Source organism: Rhodococcus sp. MH15, assembly GCF_019266045.1.
GTDB classification, from domain to species: domain Bacteria; phylum Actinomycetota; class Actinomycetes; order Mycobacteriales; family Mycobacteriaceae; genus Rhodococcus_F; species Rhodococcus_F qingshengii.
Map to the genome: position 1 here is coordinate 765,928 of NZ_LPNP01000061.1, position 18,891 is coordinate 784,818.

At 61.7% G+C, this 18,891-nt stretch carries 20 protein-coding genes; 8 read left to right on the forward strand and 12 right to left on the reverse strand.

Annotated elements, in window-relative coordinates:
• The first annotated feature begins 191 nt into the window (after nucleotides 1-191).
• A complete protein-coding gene (locus ATN37_RS11515; RefSeq protein ID WP_007734864.1) occupies nucleotides 192-926 on the forward strand; it encodes a hypothetical protein in 735 nt (244 codons plus the stop codon).
• A 115-nt stretch (nucleotides 927-1,041) separates the two neighbouring features.
• Here the strand turns inward: ATN37_RS11515 and ATN37_RS11520 are convergent, their stop codons facing one another.
• Nucleotides 1,042-1,848 carry an AraC family transcriptional regulator gene (locus ATN37_RS11520; protein WP_064688737.1) on the reverse strand — a complete coding sequence of 269 codons (807 nt, stop codon included), beginning with the start codon at nucleotides 1,846-1,848 and terminating at the stop codon, nucleotides 1,042-1,044.
• 144 nt (nucleotides 1,849-1,992) lie between these two features.
• On the opposite strand from ATN37_RS11520, the gene ATN37_RS11525 reads away from it, so the two are divergent.
• From ATN37_RS11525 to ATN37_RS11535, 3 genes are all read left to right on the forward strand, one after another.
• Entirely contained in the window at nucleotides 1,993-3,000 is a 1,008-nt protein-coding gene (locus ATN37_RS11525) for an iron-siderophore ABC transporter substrate-binding protein (RefSeq protein WP_244993294.1), read from the forward strand.
• An 81-nt stretch (nucleotides 3,001-3,081) separates the two neighbouring features.
• Nucleotides 3,082-3,300: a hypothetical protein gene (locus tag ATN37_RS11530; protein WP_003942716.1), complete on the forward strand. Its 219-nt coding sequence runs from the start codon at nucleotides 3,082-3,084 to the stop codon at nucleotides 3,298-3,300.
• Nucleotides 3,301-3,397: 97 nt separating this feature from the next.
• A complete protein-coding gene (locus tag ATN37_RS11535; RefSeq protein WP_218695157.1) occupies nucleotides 3,398-4,579 on the forward strand; it encodes an RtcB family protein in 1,182 nt (393 codons plus the stop codon).
• Between the two features lie 84 nt (nucleotides 4,580-4,663).
• Here the strand turns inward: ATN37_RS11535 and ATN37_RS11540 are convergent, their stop codons facing one another.
• The 6 genes from ATN37_RS11540 to ATN37_RS11565 all read right to left on the reverse strand — a co-directional run bounded on the left by ATN37_RS11540 (nucleotide 4,664) and on the right by ATN37_RS11565 (nucleotide 10,359).
• Nucleotides 4,664-4,969: a DUF2469 domain-containing protein gene (locus ATN37_RS11540; RefSeq protein WP_003942715.1), complete on the reverse strand. Its 306-nt coding sequence runs from the start codon at nucleotides 4,967-4,969 to the stop codon at nucleotides 4,664-4,666.
• 37 nt (nucleotides 4,970-5,006) lie between these two features.
• Nucleotides 5,007-5,687: a ribonuclease HII gene (locus ATN37_RS11545; protein WP_024487346.1), complete on the reverse strand. Its 681-nt coding sequence runs from the start codon at nucleotides 5,685-5,687 to the stop codon at nucleotides 5,007-5,009.
• A 50-nt stretch (nucleotides 5,688-5,737) separates the two neighbouring features.
• A complete protein-coding gene (lepB, locus tag ATN37_RS11550; RefSeq protein ID WP_003942787.1) occupies nucleotides 5,738-6,541 on the reverse strand; it encodes a signal peptidase I in 804 nt (267 codons plus the stop codon).
• Between the two features lie 55 nt (nucleotides 6,542-6,596).
• Complete coding sequence (gene rplS / locus ATN37_RS11555; protein WP_003942791.1) at nucleotides 6,597-6,938, reverse strand: 50S ribosomal protein L19; 342 nt, start codon at nucleotides 6,936-6,938, stop codon at nucleotides 6,597-6,599.
• Nucleotides 6,939-7,027: 89 nt separating this feature from the next.
• Nucleotides 7,028-7,915 (reverse strand): hypothetical protein, encoded by an 888-nt coding sequence (locus ATN37_RS11560; protein ID WP_003942742.1) that lies wholly within the window; start codon nucleotides 7,913-7,915, stop codon nucleotides 7,028-7,030.
• A 104-nt stretch (nucleotides 7,916-8,019) separates the two neighbouring features.
• Nucleotides 8,020-10,359, reverse strand: a complete 2,340-nt coding sequence (locus tag ATN37_RS11565; RefSeq protein WP_007729297.1) for a Tex family protein — start codon at nucleotides 10,357-10,359, stop codon at nucleotides 8,020-8,022.
• Between the two features lie 75 nt (nucleotides 10,360-10,434).
• Between ATN37_RS11565 and ATN37_RS11570 the strand changes: the two genes are divergently transcribed.
• Complete coding sequence (locus ATN37_RS11570; RefSeq protein ID WP_007729299.1) at nucleotides 10,435-11,421, forward strand: serine hydrolase; 987 nt, start codon at nucleotides 10,435-10,437, stop codon at nucleotides 11,419-11,421.
• A 26-nt stretch (nucleotides 11,422-11,447) separates the two neighbouring features.
• Here ATN37_RS11570 and rffA read toward each other — a convergent pair whose 3' ends face one another.
• On the reverse strand, nucleotides 11,448-12,590 hold the full coding sequence (gene rffA, locus ATN37_RS11575; RefSeq protein ID WP_003942806.1) for a dTDP-4-amino-4,6-dideoxygalactose transaminase: 1,143 nt from the start codon (nucleotides 12,588-12,590) through the stop codon (nucleotides 11,448-11,450).
• On the reverse strand, nucleotides 12,580-13,566 hold the full coding sequence (locus ATN37_RS11580; RefSeq protein WP_003942691.1) for a glycosyltransferase: 987 nt from the start codon (nucleotides 13,564-13,566) through the stop codon (nucleotides 12,580-12,582). The genes rffA and ATN37_RS11580 overlap by 11 nt, the downstream gene beginning before the upstream one ends.
• 172 nt (nucleotides 13,567-13,738) lie before the next feature.
• Here ATN37_RS11580 and ATN37_RS11585 point away from each other — a divergent pair, with 172 nt between their 5' ends.
• Entirely contained in the window at nucleotides 13,739-15,937 is a 2,199-nt protein-coding gene (locus ATN37_RS11585; RefSeq protein WP_064444658.1) for a hypothetical protein, read from the forward strand.
• Complete coding sequence (locus ATN37_RS11590) at nucleotides 15,934-16,380, forward strand: GtrA family protein (protein WP_166502161.1); 447 nt, start codon at nucleotides 15,934-15,936, stop codon at nucleotides 16,378-16,380. Before ATN37_RS11585 ends, ATN37_RS11590 begins: the two co-directional genes overlap by 4 nt.
• A gap of 4 nt (nucleotides 16,381-16,384) precedes the next feature.
• Here the strand turns inward: ATN37_RS11590 and ATN37_RS11595 are convergent, their stop codons facing one another.
• On the reverse strand, nucleotides 16,385-16,963 hold the full coding sequence (locus ATN37_RS11595) for a TetR/AcrR family transcriptional regulator (RefSeq protein ID WP_166502160.1): 579 nt from the start codon (nucleotides 16,961-16,963) through the stop codon (nucleotides 16,385-16,387).
• Between the two features lie 68 nt (nucleotides 16,964-17,031).
• On the opposite strand from ATN37_RS11595, the gene ATN37_RS11600 reads away from it, so the two are divergent.
• Nucleotides 17,032-17,607, forward strand: coding sequence for a dihydrofolate reductase family protein (locus ATN37_RS11600; RefSeq protein WP_208689629.1), 576 nt, complete (start codon nucleotides 17,032-17,034; stop codon nucleotides 17,605-17,607).
• Here the strand turns inward: ATN37_RS11600 and trmD are convergent.
• Nucleotides 17,604-18,308, reverse strand: a complete 705-nt coding sequence (gene trmD, locus ATN37_RS11605; RefSeq protein ID WP_166502159.1) for a tRNA (guanosine(37)-N1)-methyltransferase TrmD — start codon at nucleotides 18,306-18,308, stop codon at nucleotides 17,604-17,606. The genes ATN37_RS11600 and trmD overlap by 4 nt on opposite strands.
• Before the next feature lie 9 nt (nucleotides 18,309-18,317).
• The gene (rimM, locus tag ATN37_RS11610) at nucleotides 18,318-18,890 is read right to left on the reverse strand and encodes a ribosome maturation factor RimM (RefSeq protein ID WP_050656639.1); all 573 of its coding nucleotides are present in this window, start codon (nucleotides 18,888-18,890) and stop codon (nucleotides 18,318-18,320) included.
• Between the last annotated feature and the right edge of the window lies 1 nt (nucleotide 18,891).

The following is an 18,891-nucleotide window of genomic DNA, read 5'->3' on the forward strand; positions in this document are numbered from 1 at the left end:
ACCACAAAACCAAGCCACCCACAACCCACCTGTTGACAACTCCGTACCTGTGGAATTCGGCAGCGCGACACACCAACGGCGACCCGAAACCTGACAATTTTCTGAAATCAGCCACATCTTGGACGAAAGTCCAGTAGAACTAGTTACAGTTTTGCTCAAACCGTCACGCACCCCGCTGAATGGAGTTCTACATGGCCCGCCGCTCACTTCGCCACGCAGTAGCAACCACTACATCCCTCGTTCTCATCGCCGCCGGCGTCACTGTTGGACTTGGAGCCTCGGTGGCGCAAGCAGCACCGGCATGCGCGCTCAACCAGTCGGTCACCGACAGTTGGGCCGGTTCCCTCGGGACGCCGTACACCGTCAGCAAGGAGGTTGTCGGCGACGGCAAGGTCGCCCCGGGACAGACGGTCACCTACCTGACAAAGGTTTCCGGTTCGGGAGCACTCGTCAATCAGATCCGCGATTTCCACCCGGCAGGATTCCAGCTGGTCAAGGCTCGCCTGAACGTCAAATGGCTTATCGGCGACCAGAAGTGGGACGACGTCACCAAGACCGTCGTCGTCGGCAACAACTCCGTGGTGGCAAAGGGCGGCGGATGGACCACTGCTGGTGGCGGCATCATCGCATTGGAGACCACCTACAAGGTTCCCGATAACGCAGTTGTCGGCTCTCAGCTCGACAGCGGCGCCGGCACCAACATTGTGCTGGCGGCGGGCGACTGGAACATCAATCCGATGGGCGTGTGCGTCACCATCCGGCAGCCGAACCCCGTCGAGGCCGGCGCCGGAAGCCTCGAAGACATGGGCTTCGGCTCACTCAACTCCGGATCGGGCCAGGTATTCGGCTCCCTGACCGACCCGCAGGGGTCAATGACCAATGTCATCAGCGGCGTCCTGGGCAATGTGCTCGGCAACATGAGCTGACTCAGTTCAGATTAGTAAATGGGCCGAGCCACCAGCACATGCTGGCAGCTCGGCCCATTTCTACGTTGCCGAACAAAGCTTTGCCGTCAACCGAGTTCAAGAAATCATCAGCAAATCACCGCGTCAGCTTTCCGCCGTACCGGGCCGGCGTCGTACCGAAGGTTTCCCGAAATGCGGCGATGAACCCGCTACTGGTTCGGTAACCCACCTGCGGGGCAACGTCGTTGACACCCTCACCCCGCGCGAGCATCTCGAGCGACGCATACATTCGGGCGCGAGTCCTCCACTGTCCGAAGGTAATCCCGGTATCGGCGACAAAGGCACGCATCAAAGTCTTGGAACTGACCCCGAGTTCGCCCGCCCACTCCCCCAGCGTCCGTGCGTCTGCCGGATCGGCAAGGATGCGGGCAGAAACCGAACTCGCCGCAGCATTGCGAGGAACCGCGAGGACGTCGTGCCGTTCGGGCGCGGCAGCAAGAATGTCGTAGAGCAACTCCTGACTCATCAACCGCCGAGCATCGTCGATGGTCCGATCTGCGAGATGGCGCAGCAATTGAGCGGATAAAGCATCGACTTCGAGAACCAGTGGCTGAGTCCACCTGGGCCCGCCAGGGCGTAGATCCGGACGCGCATAGGCCGCAATCATGCACCCCTCCGTCAGAAGTGTCATGTCGTGGAGAACGGTGCCCGGCAACCAGACCAAGTGCTCGCTGTGCAGGTGCCACACGTTGCCTCCGGTAGCGATCCGCATCGTCCCTTCACTCATCCAGGCGATCTGATGCTCGGGGTGTCGATGAGCTCCGTACGCAGTCACTCCGTCGACGACGTTGGTGTAGACCTGAAAATCTTTGAATGTCCGTCCGCGACTATCGGGCAGCGCTAGCAAGGACTTTGGACGAGTCGAGTACTCGATAGTGGACATTTTGCGTCTTTCTGGGCGTATCCGACTCCATCCTGAAGGATGGACCGACGATCTTGCAAAGGTTAGCCTCACTTTATTGCTGACGCGACCAGTTCAGCACTTCACGCGGACCTCAGATCACTTCGCCCACCACTTCGAAGGAGCATGCACGTGCCCTCACGTAGCACCCGAATCCTCGCCGCCTTATTCACGACGGCCGCGATCATCGGGTTCTCGACCGCCTGTGGAACCTCGCAAGGCGTCGACACCGCATCAGCGCCCCAGAGCAACGACGCATTCCCCGTGACGATCGAGCACGCACTGGGTTCGACGACAATCGACGCCGCACCACAGCGCGTCGTCACACTCGGATACACCGATCACGAACCACTGCTTGCCCTGGGGGTTGAACCCGTCGGAATGGCCGAATGGTGGGGCTCCGGCCTGGATGAAAGCTGGCCGTGGACGAAGGACTACTGGAAGGGAATGACTCCGACCTACATCAACAGCGGCGGAGACTTCAACTTCGAGCAAATCGCCTCCCTCGCACCAGATCTGATCCTCGCGCTGTACGCCGACATCGACACGGAGACCTACAAGAAGCTGACCTCGATTGCGCCGACTGTCGCGCAGAGCAAGGACTACGACGCGTACACAACGCCGTGGACCGACATGACGCTCACCGCCGGGCGCGCCCTCGGCAAAGGACCACAAGCTCAGCAACTGATCACGGATACCGAAAACGCGTTTGCCGCCGCCCGCGCTGCACACCCGGAGTTTGCCGGGCAAACCGCAACGATCGTCAACCTCGACACTCCCGAGGGATACGTGTTCTCGTCGCACGACCCACGCGGCATTTTCCTCTCGTCACTCGGGTTCACCCTCCCCGCGACCGTCGACGCATTCGTCGGCGACCAGTTCGGCGACTGGCTGCCGAACGAGCGATACGACATCCTCGAACCCGTTGATCGTTTGATCGTGATGGCCGATCCGGAGGGAGAGAAGGCCCTCGCCGACAACACGCTCTACCAGCGCCTACCCGCCGTGAAGAGCGGAAATGCGATAGTCGTGCGGTACACCGCAGATCCACCCGTCGGCGCGGCGATGTCCGGCAATACCGTCCTGAGCATTCCGTATGCCATCGACCAACTGACAGCCACGTTGTCGAAGTAAACTACAGGGCAGGTATCGAAAATATGTTCGAAGAGTGTTAGCCTCGGGGTCAGGAAGCACTCACGGACATCGAGGATCACCATGGACGAGGTACCGGACACCGCGTTAGATCTGGCTCGACTGGTCGACGAGCTGACGGTTCTCGACCAGCGACGCGTCGACATCGGCGAGAGTTTGGTTCATCTCGAGTACCTCTACTCCCAGATGGGCGCACGGCAACAAGCAGATGCTGCCCGAAAAGCCTTCCAGGAGAAGTACGTCGGACGAATCTACGAACTCGCAGACGGCCTGCGAACCTGAAAAGGGGTTGCACACAACCACTGACCGAGCGCATGGTCATTCCTGCACGACACACCGGACCGATCGGTTCGGCTGTGAACTATGTGGGAGAAATCTGATGGAGAAGATCACCAAGAGGCTGTGGAACTGGGCATCGATACTCGACGAGAACGCTCGCGAGCAAGCGCTGCGTACGTCCCAGATGCCTTTTGTCCGTCCACATCTGGCGCTTATGCCGGATGCGCACCTCGGTGCGGGAGCGACGGTGGGTTCGGTCATTCCGACGGAAGGCGCAATCATGCCCGCCGCCGTCGGAGTCGATATCGGCTGCGGAATGATCGCGGTCAAAACCCAGTTCAACGCACGCGACCTTCAAGGCCGCGACCTGAGCGTACTTCGCCACAGCATCGAACGCTCCGTCCCGCTCTCGGCAGGTGTCTACAACAAGACGCTGAGCGACACGGCGCAAATCCGCATCGCAGAACTCGAGGCGATGGCGGACGATCGCCTGGCCTTCTACGACAAGTTCAAGAACAACTGGAGGTTTCAGCTCGGAACGCTGGGTTCTGGCAACCATTTCATCGAGGTGACACTCGATGAAAGCGACGGCGTCTGGCTGTTCCTGCACTCGGGAAGCCGCGGTATCGGAAACAAGCTCGCGCAGCATCACATCAAGATCGCCAAGGACTTGTGCGAGCGGTGGTACATCAACCTTCCCGATCCGGATCTTGCCTACCTGGTCGAGAAGACGCCCGAATTCGACTCGTACATCACCGATCTCAACTGGGCTCAGCACTTCGCTCTGCTCAACCGCGAAGAGATGATGGACCGCGTCGTGAAGGACTTCGCGCACTTCATGGGAGACGGCAAGCCCGCGATCATCGACGAAGTCGAGCGGATCAACTGCCACCACAACTTCACCCAGAAGGAGTTCCACATGGGCAGGGGTGTGTGGCTGAGCCGTAAGGGTGCGATCAAGGCCGACGAGGGCACGCCCGGGCTCATCCCCGGTTCGATGGGGACGGCGAGTTACGTCGTCGTCGGGAAGGGAAACGTACCGTCGTTCAAGTCCAGCCCCCACGGCGCAGGTCGGGTGTACGGACGTAACCAGGCACGCAAGACCTTCACCATCGAAGATCTCGACAAGGCAATGGTCGGCATCGAATACAAGCGTTCCGCGGCGTTCCTCGACGAGATCCCGGGTGCGTACAAGGACATCGACGTCGTGATGGACGACGCGAAGGACTTGGTCGAGATTCGACACACGCTGCGTCAGATTGTGAACGTCAAGGGCAACTGACCCCGCACAACTCCGCGAAATACGAAGTGCCCCGCCGATATCGGCGGGGCACTTCGTTGTCGAGATCAGTCCGGCAAGCGCAGATCAGTCAGGAAGGCGCAGATCCGGCTTGTCCAGCTCTTCGATGTTGACGTCCTTGAAGGTCACGACGCGTACGTATTTCACGAATCGCGCCGGGCGGTACATGTCCCACACCCAGGCGTCGGACATCCGCAGCTCGAAGTAGATCTCCCCGTCTGAATTGTGGGGCAGCAACTCGACCGTGTTGGCCAGGTAGAAACGTCGTTCGGTCTCCACGACGTAGGAGAACTGTCCGACGATGTCCCGGTATTCACGGTAGAGCGACAGCTCCATCTCGGTTTCGTACTTCTCGAGATCCTCGGCACTCATCGGTTTAGCCAGTCCTCCCAGTTCGTCTGAACGTCCATCATCCCGTACGGCCCGCGCGTTGTTCCAACCGGACTCCCGCAGCCACCACGTTGGCATAGGTCATGCGGTGCTCAGGGCACGGCCCCAGCTCGTCGAGTGCGTCCATGTGCAGTGGCGTGCTGTATCCCTTGTGAATCGCGAAGCCGTATCCCGGATGAGTGTCGTCCATCTCGGTCATCACACGATCTCGGGTCACCTTCGCGAGAACGCTCGCCGCGGCGATGCATGCAGCGGCGCCGTCACCGCCGATGACCGGTAGCGACGGAGCCGTCAGACCCGGAACCCGGAATCCGTCGGTGAGAACGTAGCCCGGTTCGAGGTCGAGGCCCGCAACTGCTCGTCGCATCCCCTCGATGTTGGCGACGTGGATGCCGATCTGATCGACTTCCGCAGCGGGAACAGAGATGACACTCCACGCCAACGCCAAGCGCTTGATCGCCGGGAAAAGCTCCTCGCGCGCACGTTCGGTCAGCTTCTTCGAATCGTCGAGCCGCGCGAGGGCTGCTTGCGGTTTCGGCGCCAGGACACACGCTGCAATGACAAGTGGACCAGCGCACGCTCCGCGCCCGGCCTCGTCGACGCCGGCCACCGGACCGAGTCCGGTTCGCGCCAACGCAGACTCCATCGTCCGCAGACCTGCCGATCTGCGAATGACAACGCGAGGGGGCCAACTACTCACTGTCTCTGCCTACTCGGAACTACGCGAATCCATGTGTGCGGTCCGACAACTCAGTTGCCCTGAATATCAGGCGCATCGATGCCGCCCATTCGCGACGGGGGAAGAACGATGAAACGAGCTTGACCGATGATGTTGTCGATCGGGACGGTTCCCTGGAACTCGTCGTCGACGTGGTAGCGCGAGTCGGCGGAATTGCTGCGGTTGTCACCCATGACCCACACGTGGCCCTCGGGAACGGTGATCGGTCCGAAGCAGCGGCCCGACTTCAATTCGGTGTCACACGTTTGCGTTCCCGGAGTGAACGGGAAATCCATCTTGATGTACGGCTCGTCGAGCGGCTTGCCATCGACCAGGACTCGGCCCTGATCGTCACAGCATTCGACGGTCTGGCCGCCGGTAGCGATCACTCGCTTGACCAAGTCGTTCTCGTCCGGCGGAACGAGGCCGACCCACGAACCGACCTCTTGAATACCGCGGACGACAACGTTGTCGGACCGATTGGACACATATTTCGTGTTCCACGAATCGGGTCCCTTGAAGACGACGACGTCGCCGGGTTCCGGATCGCCGAAGCGGTATCCGATCTTCTCCACCACGATGCGGTCACCGGTACATCCCGCACAGCCGTGCAGTGTCGGTTCCATCGACTCGGATGGGATGAGAAAAACTCTGAAGACAAATGCCTGAAGGACGATGCTGAGTACCAGCGCTACGCCGATCAGAACAGGGAGTTCTCGCAGAAACGATCGCTGTTTCTTCTGCGGCCGATGTGAGGTCGGTTCCGCGGAACCGCTTGATCCCTCGTGATTCTCGGGTCCGGACGACAATGCCTGCTCCTTCGAAGAATCTGCCACAGAAACCAGATTAGCCCGACACCGCGCGTACGCGGTGCCGGGCTCATCGGAAAGATCAGCGCTTTTCCTTGATCTTCGCCTTCTTGCCACGAAGCTCACGGAGGTAGTACAGCTTGGCGCGACGGACGTCACCGCGGGTCAGAACCTCGATGGAGGCCAGCGTGGGGCTGTGAACCGGGAAGGTGCGCTCGACGCCGACGCCGAAGGAGACCTTACGGACGGTGAAGGTCTCGCGAACGCCGCCGCCCTGGCGACGAATAACGACGCCCTTGAAGACCTGCACGCGCTCCTTGGAGCCTTCGATAACCTTGACGTTCACGTTGAGCGTGTCGCCGGGACGGAACTCAGGGATGTCGTCGCGGAGCGACTTTTTGTCCAGGAAGTCCAGGGTGTTCATATGTCATCCTTGTATTTCGCAGGAGCAGAGGAACCGAGCGGCACGCGTTTCGGTCTCCCGAAACGGCGCTCGTCTGGTTCGTGCCCAGATCAAGTGCTGCTGCCTGGTCCAGGCAACCCGTCCATTGTGCCAGACGCGGATACCAGCGGGGAAATCGGTGGCGGCGGAGCTGCGTGGATGGTGTGGTCCAGTTCCTGCTCGGCCGCGGTCATCGCATGTTCGACGCTCGGCGATCCGGCTATCAGATCCTGGACGTAGATCTTGGCCCGGATGACGGGCCGACGCCATTTCCGTTCGCGTTCGAGCGCGCGGTTCATCCGTTTCGGCTTGCGCGTGTACCGCCAGCGAGCCCACGGTGCACCCGGCCGGCTCAGGCGGACCGCTCCGATTACCAGCAACGGGAAAACGAACAGGCCGACGAGCCCCGTCCAGATCTTCCCTTTGAGAATCACGATGGCTGCCAAGGCGAAGTTGATCAACGCGACGAAAACGAAGACCAATTTGATCCACGGATCGCGTTCTTCACGGAATCCGGCGACGTCGAGAAGTTCGAGCGGGCGGAAACCCAGCAGCACCAGACCGGTCACGGCGATCGCGACGAAGACCGCATCCACCGAGGTCCGACCTTGTTCGGACCAGTACACATCCTTCAGATAGAAGATCAGTGCGAACTCGTCGAGCACCAACGCCGCACCCATACCGAAGATCGCCGCCAGGACGGCACCGGTGGTCTGCGAACCATCGACGTAGACCGCGATCAACGCACCACCGGAGATCATCATGGCGATCACACCGAACACGACGTGATGCACATGCTGGCCTCCGGGCGCGATGTTGCCCGGCCACCATTTCACTTGCGCGCGAATCATCCGGACGCTGAGGCGGATGAAAAGGAAGGCGGACAGGAACCCGAGCAGGAAGAACAGCAACGGCAATCGGCCATGGGCGATGATCTCGCGCTCGAGCCACTCCCGCATCACTGTCCTCCCTTCACCGAATTCATGATCCGACCCTGATCGGATTCATACCGCCAACCGACTCGATTGTGACGATACGGACTTCGAAAACCCGGCGGACGGATTTACTTGCCGAAGCCCGCCTTGCGCAGAGCGTCGGCCATCGACCCGGCAGCAGGCGCGCGGTTGTCCGGTCGCTGCTCGCGTCCGCCCTGGCGTCCGCCATTTCCTCGTTGCTGCCCCTGCCCCTGACGCTGGCCCTGCGGCTGGCCCTGACGCTGGGGTTGCCCACCTCGCTGGCCTTCGGACTTGCGGGGCGCTCCCACCTCGTCGTCGAGACGAAGCGTCAGCCCGATGCGTTGGCGTGCCTCGTCCACTTCGAGGACCTTCACCTTGACGACGTCACCTGACTTGACGACCTCGCGTGGGTCCTTGACGAAGTTGTGTGACATCGCCGAGACGTGAACCAGACCGTCCTGATGAACTCCGATGTCGACGAAGGCACCGAAGGCTGCGACGTTGGTGACCACGCCTTCGAGGGTCATGCCGGGCTTGAGATGCGCGACCTTCTCGATACCTGCGGCAAAGGTTGCGGTCTTGAATTCGGGTCGTGGATCTCGTCCCGGCTTCTCCAACTCGGAGATGATGTCGGTGACGGTCGGTAGACCGAATCGCTCGTCGACGTAGTCGGACGCCTTGACCGATCGAAGTGCCTGCGAGTTTCCGATCACGGTGCGCACGTCCCCGCCTGCACTCGCGACGATCTTGCGAACCACCGGATATGCCTCCGGGTGGACGCTCGACGCGTCGAGAGGGTCGTCGCCGTCGGTGATCCGCAGGAAGCCTGCGCACTGCTCGAATGCCTTGGGTCCCAGGCGGGAGACATCCTTGAGACCCTTGCGGGATTTGAACGGACCGTTCTGGTCCCGATGCGCGACGATGCTCTCTGCAAGGGATCCTGCAATTCCGGACACCCGAGCAAGCAGCGGCACGGACGCGGTGTTGACGTCGACGCCGACCGAGTTGACGGCATCCTCGACGACGGCGTCGAGGGAACGCGAGAGCAGCGATTCGGTGATGTCGTGCTGGTACTGACCGACGCCGATGGACTTGGGATCGATCTTGACCAACTCCGCCAACGGATCCTGCAAGCGACGCGCAATGGACACCGCACCGCGAATCGAGACGTCGAGGTCGGGAAGTTCCTGCGACGCGTAGGCCGAAGCCGAGTACACCGATGCGCCTGCCTCGGAGACGACGATCTTGGTCAGGTTGGGCGCGCCGGTCTTCTTGATCAGTTCGGTAGCGAGCGTGTCGGTCTCGCGTGAGGCCGTGCCGTTGCCGATGGCGATCAGTTCGACGCCGTGTTCGGCGACCAGTCCGGCAAGCGTCGCGAGAGCCGCGTCCCACTTGTTCTGCGGCTGGTGCGGGTAAATCGTCTCGTAGGCAACAACTTTGCCGGTTCCGTCGACGACGGCAACCTTCGTTCCGGTGCGGAATCCGGGGTCGAGTCCCATGGTGGGTCGGGCGCCGGCGGGAGCTGCGAGGAGTAGATCCTTGAGGTTGGTGGCGAAGACGTCGACGGCGTCCTTTTCGGCCGACTGCCGCAGACGCATCCGAGTGTCGATACCGAGCGTGACGGCGAACTTCGTCTTCCACGCCCACTTGACGGTGTCGAGAAGCCACCCGTCGGCGGCCCGACCACGGTCGGCGATCTCGAACCGCGACGCGATGCGGCCTTCGTAGACCGTGCGCTCCCCCGGCGCGAGTTCTTCGGTGTCTGCCGCCATGTTGAGCGACAGCACTTCTTCCTTCTCGCCGCGCAGGACGGCGAGGATGCGGTGCGAGGGCAATTTGGAGAACGGTTCCGAGAACTCGAAGTAGTCAGCAAACTTCGAGCCATCGGTTTCCTTGCCCTTGCGGACCGAGGAGACGACCTGGCCGCGATTCCACATCAGCTCACGCAATTCACCGACCAGATCGGCGTCCTCGGCGAAGCGCTCGACGAGGATCGACCGGGCACCGTCGAGCTGCTCGTCCGAATACTTCGCGGGATCGGTGGTGGGATCTCCGATGAGAGCATCGGCGACGGGCTCGTGGCCGGCCTCGCGGGCGATCTGCGCCTTGGTGCGCCGCTTCGGCTTGAAGGGGAGGTAGATGTCCTCCAGCCGCGCTTTCGTCTCGGCCAGCATGATCTGACCGCGCAGTTGATCGTCGAGTTTGCCCTGAGAGTCGATCTCTGTGAGCACGGCGTCACGACGGTCGTCGAGCTCGCGGAGATACCGCAGCCGCTCGTCCAGGAGTCGCAGCTGGGCGTCGTCGAGCGTGCCGGTGACTTCCTTGCGGTACCGGGCGATGAAGGGCACCGTGGCTCCGCCGTCGAGAAGGTCGACTGCTGCTGCAACCTGGCCTTCGCGGACGTCGAGTTCCTCGGCAATGCGCTGGTTCACGGTCTTGAGAATCACGAGATCCGACCCTACCGCTATCCTGAGACAAGAAGATCGGCAACAGTGCCGTGTCAGGGCTACCGGGGGAAACAAATGAGTACGCGGTACGTCCGGATTGCCGCAATGGTGGCCGCAGTTACTTTTGCGGCTTCGTGCAGCGGTGGACAGAACCCGGATGATCCGATGCAGACCCCCGCCTTTCCCGACACCAATGTTCCGGTAGCCGAGACCCTCGACGGCCGTCTGGGACAGGCTCAGGTGGCTGCGCTCGGGCGTGGTGCGGACGTCTCCATCGCCATCCTCGACCGCTCCTCGGACAAGTACCTCGACGTCGCCGGTGACCAGCAGATCGAAACAGCCTCGGTGGCAAAACTTTTCATCGCCGAGGATCTACTTCATCAGGATGCGCGCGGTGAGCGACCCATCACGGACGACGATCGCACCCTCATGGCGGCGATGCTCGAATCCTCCGACGACACCGCAGCCAACCTCCTGTGGGACGAGGTCGGCGGCCAAGAGGTGATCACCCGCGTCGCCGAGCGTTACGCACTGACCGCGACGACGCCGCCCTGGGACGGAATGTGGTGGAACACCGAGACCACGACACGTGACCTGGTCACCTTCTACAGCGGTGTCCTCGACGACTCCGATCAACTCGGACCTGAACGGGTCGAGCAGTTCGTCGAGTACCTGCGGCAATCCACTCCCGAAGGAACCGACGGTTACGACCAGAGATTCGGCCTGCCCGAGGCCTTGTTCGGCGAGCCCGTCATAGGAGTCAAACAGGGCTGGATGTGCTGTGTCGAGGACAAGTGGATCCATCTGTCCACCGGCATCGTCGGTGACGACAACCGATACATCATCGCAATCGGTTCGCGAGAAGACGTCCAGTACACGGATGAGGACAGCTTCTATCCCGACACCTCGTTCACCGATGCCGTCGACGACGAAAGTGCATTGCACGCTCGCGACACGGTCACCGGCGTCACGCAGATTCTCTTCCCGAGCGGAAGCATCGACGACTGGGCAGCGGCATCCACGACCGCGGATTCGGCGATGCCCGAAGCTTCCGGGCCCTGAGTCGATCCACGCGGTCGTGTTCGTCCTCAAGCCTGCTTGTACTCGAGCACCGAACCGATGACCCGGTCCTGTTGTTCGAACGTGAGCATGGGCCACAGCGGCAGTCGAAGGATCGACGCGGAGAACTCGGCACTACGCACGCACGGCTGCGGTGTTCGTCCGTAGCGCACACCGGCCGCACTCGTATCGAGCGGAACGTAGTGGAACGGCGCCACGATTCCGTCACCGGCAAGGTGCCGAATCAAGCCGTCACGGCTCTCTTCGGTCGGCATCTTGAGATAGAACAGGTGCGCAGTGTGCTCGCGATCATCGGGCACCGCCATGGGCACGACACCGTTCGCGGCCGCCCACTCGCCCAGACTCACGCTGTAGGCATCCCAGACGCGATGCCTGGCCGCCTGAATCGCGTCGAACTCGGAGAGTTGTGCGTCGAGGACGGCGGCATTGAGTTCACTGGGCAGATAACTCGACCCGATGTCCTGCCACGAATACTTGTCGACCTGGCCGCGCAGGAAACGCGCACGGTCGGTCCCCTTCTCACGGATGATTTCGGCGCGAGTCATCAACTGATCGTCAGAGAGCAACAGCGCGCCGCCCTCACCGCAGTGAACGTTCTTGGTGTCGTGAAAACTCTGCGTTCCGATTGTTCCGATGGTGCCGAGCGAGCGCCCGCGCCACTTTCCGCCGAGTCCGTGAGCGTTGTCTTCGATCAACGCAACGCCGTGGAGTTCCGCGAGGTCGAGGAGAGGTTCCATGTCCGCGGCGACTCCGCCGTAATGCATGACCAGTACAGCTTTGGTGCGTTCGGTGATCGCCGCCGCGACGCACGCCGGGTCGATGTTGCCGGTACTCGGATCGATGTCGACGAAAACAACAGTGGCCCCGCGCAACGCGACGGCGGTTGCCGCCGAACTGAACGCGAAGCTCGGAACTATTACCTCGTCGCCCGGGCCCAATTCGAGCAGCAGCGCACCCAATTCGAGTGCATGCGTGCACGAGGTGGTCAGCAGAGCATGCGTGGATCCGGTGATCGCCTTGAGCGCTGCAGTCGCGGACTTGGTGAAACGTCCGTCACCGTGAATGTGGTCGGACTCCAGAACCGTTGCCAGATTCGACAATTCGTTCGATGCCCGATAGGGGCGGGAGAAGATGATGCGATCAGTGCTCACGACTACGCCGATCGATCGAGGTTCCGGGCCGCGGGGAGTCGACAGTCAGATACAGCGGCTTTCCGACAAGGACGTGCAGTGCCACACCGAGATATTCGGCAATGAGCCCGAGCGAGAACAGAATCGCACCCGAACAGACCAGCAGCGCCATGATGATCGACGCCCATCCTTCGGGATCATTGTTGTCGCCGGTCATGGCCCCGATGAAGATCACCGCGGCCATGATCACGCCGGCCGACGCCAGGGTGACTCCGAGCAGGCTGACCAGCCGCAGACCGCGTGTTCCGCTACACAACACCATCTTCCAGAACAACGAGAACAAACGGCGGTAGTTGTACCCGGATTCTTCGCGGCCTTCGGCTCGAAGTGTCACCGGCGCCGTGGCCGTGTTACCGACAACCCACGTCAGCGCAACGTCCAGATACACGCCGTTGGCCGCGACGCCGGCCAACTGTCGGCCGATGTCACCGCGGATCAGGCGATAACTTTCGAATCTCGTCGAATCAGGGAACGCGAATACCGTCGCCAAGACGATCTTTGCGCCGCGCGAGGTCAGGTTCCGCAAGAATCCGTGCGGGCGTGTGTTCGTGGGTTTGGAATACACGAGATCGGATCGCTCCGTCAGCGCGGTGTCGAGGAAAGCCCCGATGTGCACCGGGTCGTGCTGGCCGTCCTCGTCCATCGTCACGATCCACTGTCCAGTTGCAGCGGCCATGCCGGCGATGGTCGCCGCGTCCTGGCCGTAGTTGCGGCTGAGCCACACGACACGCACCTGCTCGAAACGGCGCTCCAATTCGAGTAACACGACGTCGGAGCGGTCCGGGCCGTTGTCGTGAACCAGCACGATCTCGTCGACGGAGAACTGCGCACCACCGGGCGTCGCACTCGGTGTGCCCAGGCCGTCCAACTCCTCGACGAGCGCCGTGATCGTCTTTTCGCCCTGATAAACGGGCACTACGACGGAAATCGAGTGCACTCGCTTCCACTCCCTTCAGGGGGCTCGACTGGCGCCGAGAGACAGGCACGATCGGGCCCACACCGTCGCGAACTTTAACACGCAGAGATGTCTTGACTTCGGATGCCGGCGGCGCGTGACGCGCTCGCGTCTCCGTACGCCCCACCTGCCCTGTTAAGGTCTGGAACTCGTGGTGGAAACTCGCACTCTCGCCCGGGCAGACGTGTACAAGTGGGGCGCCGTCACGGCGATCGGTGTCATCGCCGGTTATCTGGCCGTGGTGCTCGCGAATGCTCGTCACTTCTACACCGACGACACCGAGTCCCAATACGCGCCGCTGTGGGTCATGCTCGGCCGCAGTCTGCGAGAAGGACACCTCCCGGTGCTCGTCCCCGAGAACTGGATGGCGGGCAACTACGCGATCGAGGAAGCAGGCCTTCTCAATCCACCGCAACTCCTGATCGACCTGATCGCACCGTCCTTCGACAACCTGGCGTTGTACGCGACGATCGTGAAGTTGATCTTCGCGATCATCCTTGCACTCGGCGTCTATCGGATCTGCCTCGAGTACGGCTCGAAGCCCACGTGGGCTGCCGTCGCCGGCGTCTCGATTCCGTTCACCGGTTTCCTGCTGTTCTTCGACTCGGCCAGTTGGATGACTGCCTTCACCGGCACTGCCTGGATGGTTCAGGCGTGGGCGTCGGCAATCCGCTACGCCCGAGGTAAGAGCGGTCCGATCCCGACCTTCGTGTTCTTGTATCTCGCGATGTCGGTCCAATATGTTTTCCCCGCAGTCGAATCCGGCTTGATGATCGGCGCGGTCGCAATCGGCGAAGTTGTCTATCAGCGGCGTTGGCTGCCGTCACTGCGGCTTCTGGCGGTGTCCGCGTGTGCCGCTCTGGCCGGTCTCGCGACGTATCTGCCGAGCCTGCTCACCGCGGACGTCACCTGGCGCGGTGCATCCGAAGTCAAGAACGACGCATTCCTCGCCGTCCCGTGGTCGGAATCGCTGAACGCGAGCCTGCCGAGCACGATGCCCGCGTTCACCTCGTGGTGGGGATACATCCAGACCATGCCCATGGTCTACATCGCCTGGTTCCTCATACCCGCCCTGGCATTCATCGACTGGGGCAAGGCACGCGCCGCGGCACGCGAATTGACCGCCGTCGGGATCTTCACGGTCGCCGTCCTCATGTGGACTGCCGGGCCGAGCACGATCGGCCCACTGCGGTGGCCCGCGCGCGTACTTCCGATGGTGGCCATCGGACTCCTGCTTCTGGTGTGCATCCTGCTCGGGCGTTACGCCACGACCGACAAGTTGCGCGGGCGCTGCGTTGCAGCGGGAATCCTCGTGGGCCTGCTTCTGATTCGGTCAGCCTCGGCAGCTCCCGGGCTCGCGAAATGGCATGTGATCTCGGCCCTGCTCGTTGCCGCACTCGGCGCCGCGATGGTCTGGCTCGGCCGTACCAAGGGCACTGCTTTCGCATGCCTCGTAGCGATCGTCGCTGTCTCCCCCATCGCGTACGCCCAGGTTCGGGCCGCGCAACCAACCCCGATGAGCTGGAACCTGCCCGAATCCCGCTCGGAGATGAAAGACGCCTTCCCCGACTTCGAAGGCACGACACTGCAACTGGGCGACCGTGCGCTCATCGCCCCCGGGGACAAGACCCTCGACGGAGCGTACGGTTCCCTGGCTTTCGGCAACTACCCCAAAGACCTCGAACTGACCTACACCAGCGGCTACACCCCCAACGGGCACTTCTACTTCGGTGACCTGCTCTGCATGCGCTGGGACATGAGTGTCTGCCCCGACGCCTTCCGACGCGCATTCACCGTCGAACCCACCACCGGCCGCACCATCGTCGACCTGATGAACGTGGACCGCGTCGTACTTCAGAACGCTCTCTACCCCGATGCACGCAAGAACCCGGCTCCCGACGGATGGAAATGGGTCGACTACCCCGGACACGAGAACTACATCTCGGTACTCGAACGCGTCGACGGCCCCGTCTCGACACGCAACGGACGCATCGCCGACGCCCACGGCGTCGAGGCTACGTCGATCGCGGAATCGAACATGTCGAGCACCCTTCGTGTCAGTTCGGAGACCGGCGGCAAGGTTGTGTTCGCACGGCTCGGCTGGCCCGGATATCGGGCGAGCATCGACGGTCAGCCTGTCCCGATCGACGTCGTCGCGAAGTCCTTTGTCACCGTGGACGTTCCAGCCGGTACGAAAGACGCGGAACTTGTCCTGACGTGGCGTCCCCCGGGATGGAAGGTCGGCGGCGCTTCGATGGTCGCCGGAGTCCTCGGACTCGGCGTGCTCGAGTGGATGTATCTGCGGAACCGACGCAAGGACGGGATCAACACCGTGAAAACCGAGTCTTCATGACCGAAGACATCGCATCACCCGAGAACCCCGGCCCACTGCTTCGGGTGGTCAAGCATCAACCCATCGCATTTGCCATTGTCGGAGTGGCCAATACGACGATCGGATACGTGCTCTTCGTGGTCTGGTCACTGATCCTCGACAACAAGGACCTGTATCAAGTGGCTGTGATCGGCGCGTACTCCATCAGCGTCCTCATCGCTTTCGTTCTGCATCGGACTCTCGTTTTCCGCGTCCGCGGACATGTGGCACGCGACCTGGGAGCGTTCATCGTCGTCAATTCCGGTGGCCTGGTGCTGAATCTGATACTCGGAACAATCGCGGTGTCGATTCTGCATGCCCCGCCGCTTCCCGCCCAGGCGGTTGTCATGCTGATCGTCGCCGGTGTGAGCTTCTTCGGTCATCGATACTTCTCGTTCCGCCGCAAACCTGCCGAACGGCACTGACCTTCTACGATTCGCGGGGTAACGCTCGATCCACCGCCGCCTCGACGATCGTCCGAATATCTTCCTCTCCGAACAGGTTCGGCAATGTGAGTCGATCCAGTGCGAGCCAGTTCAGCGACAAATAGAGCAGGCGAACGGTCATCGCATCACCCGGCACGCCCGACGCCAGATGATTGGCTACGTTCAGATCGAAGTCTTCTCGGATGCGGACGGTCAGGACCGCTCGCAGGTCCGGTCGACGCGTCGCCTCCAGTCGTAACTCCATGAGCGCGAGGAAACCCGTTCCGAACGAGGTGACGCGCTCGACCACGTCGAGCATGAGCGTCACCAGGCGCTCACGATCGGTGCCGTTGACGGGATCGATCATCCCTTCGAGGTCCTCCGGAATCAGTCGCTCGTAGATCCGGCCACCCGCTTGAGTGAGCAGGTCGTCGCGATTGGAGAAGTAGTTCGACGCTGTCCCGTTCGGCACTGATGCCTGGGCGTCGACGGCTCGAAACGTCAAGCCTCGAGCACCCTCTCGGGCCAACACCTCGATTGCCGCGTCGATCAGGGCAAGCCGGCGTTCCGGGTTCTTTCGCACTTGACATCACTCCTGACACGACCCTAAGTTAAACCACTACAAACATAGTAGTACGAACGGAGCGTTATATGCGAAAGCTTGTGTACTACGTGGGAGCTTCCCTCGACGGATACATCGCGGGGCCTGGTGGCGAATTCGATTTCCTCCCGGTCTCCGAACAAATCACGGCCTGGATATGCGATCGATATCCTGAAACCGTGCCAACGCATGTGCGGCCCGCTCTCGGAATCGAGGACGCTCCCAACAAGACCTTCGACACGGTCGTCATGGGCCGCGGCTCCTACGAGCCCGGGCTGGCCGCCGGAGTGAAAAGCCCCTTCGCGCACCTGCGTCAGTTCGTCGTCTCCACAACCATCCCTGACACCGAGGATCCCCCCGTCACCATCGTTCGCGCCGATCCGCTTGGGGTAGTCAGATCTCTCAAAGAGGAAGAAGGACAAGATATCTGGCTGTGTGGCGGCGGAACTCTCGCCGGCGAACTACTACCGGAGATCGACGAGTTGATCATCAAGAGGTATCCGGTAGTCGCCGGCGCAGGCATACCGATGATCAGAGGTAACTTCGAGCCGACACTGTTCACACCGACTGCAACCGAATCGCTCGACGACGGCGCAAGCATCACCTGGTTGAAGCGAAATACCTAAGGAAGAAGATCCGGTCGACGCTCGGCCGTGCGCTGCAGCGACTGCTCATGGCGCCACGCTTTGATCTTCGCGTGATCACCGGAGAGAAGCACCGGCGGAACTTCGAGGCCGCGCCACACAGCCGGGCGAGTGTAGCTAGGCCCTTCGAGAAGGCCGTCGGAAAACGAATCCTCTTGGTGTGAAAGCTGATTGCCGAGAACGCCGGGCATCAGTCGCACGACAGCCTCGACCATCACCAGCACGGCCGCTTCGCCGCCGATCAGGACGTAATCGCCGATGCTGACTTCTTCGACTCTGACCCGCTTGGCGGCGTCGTCGAAAACCCGTTGATCGATACCTTCGTATCGGCCGCAGGCGAAGACGAGGTGCTTGGCGTTGGACCAGCGGTGCGCGGTCTCCTGGGTGAACGGGACGCCGGCGGGAGTGGGCACCACCAGAATGGTCTCGGCATCATCGGGGCCGGAAGAATCGGAGCGCCCGATCACGTCGTCCAGTGCCGGGCCCCAGACGGTGGGTTTCATGACCATGCCGGGTCCGCCGCCGTACGGGGAATCGTCGACGGCTTTGTGTACGTCATGGGTCCACGACCGCAGATCGTGGACGTCGACCGAGATCAAGCCGCGTTCGATTGCCTTGCCCAGCAAGGCAGCACGAAGCGGTTCGAGATACTCGGGAAAGATGGTGACTACATCGAGACGCATGACAAGCGATCAGTCGCTGTCGGCGTTCGAATTGTCGCTGTTCGACTTGTCACCGAAGTCCGGGTCGAGCAGTCCCTCGGGGGGCTCGATCACCACGACGCCGTCGGCGATCGACACCGAGGTGACGATGGCTGCGACAAACGGGATCAGCAATTCACCGGACGTCTCACCGGCGCGGCGAATCGATAGCAATTCACCTGCGGCGGAATGCAATACCTCGATGACCGAACCGATCTCGGTGCCGTCCGTGAGGACGACCTTCAGTCCTTCGAGTTCGTGATCGTAGAACTCGTCCGGATCATCCGAAGGCTCGAGTTCGGAACTGTCGATGACAAACAGTGTGCCGCGCAACGCATCTGCGTCGCCACGGTCACTGACGCCTTCCAGGCGCAGCAGAAGCCGCCCGGAATGATCCCGGGCGGCTTCCACTGTGTACGACTTCAGTGTGGACTCGCGCGGCTTGCGCCCACGCAGCACGGAACCTACGGCAAAACGATCCTCGGGCTCGTCTGTACGAACCTCGACTACCAATTCACCTTTGATGCCATGCGACTTCGCGACACGACCGACTACGAGTTCCACC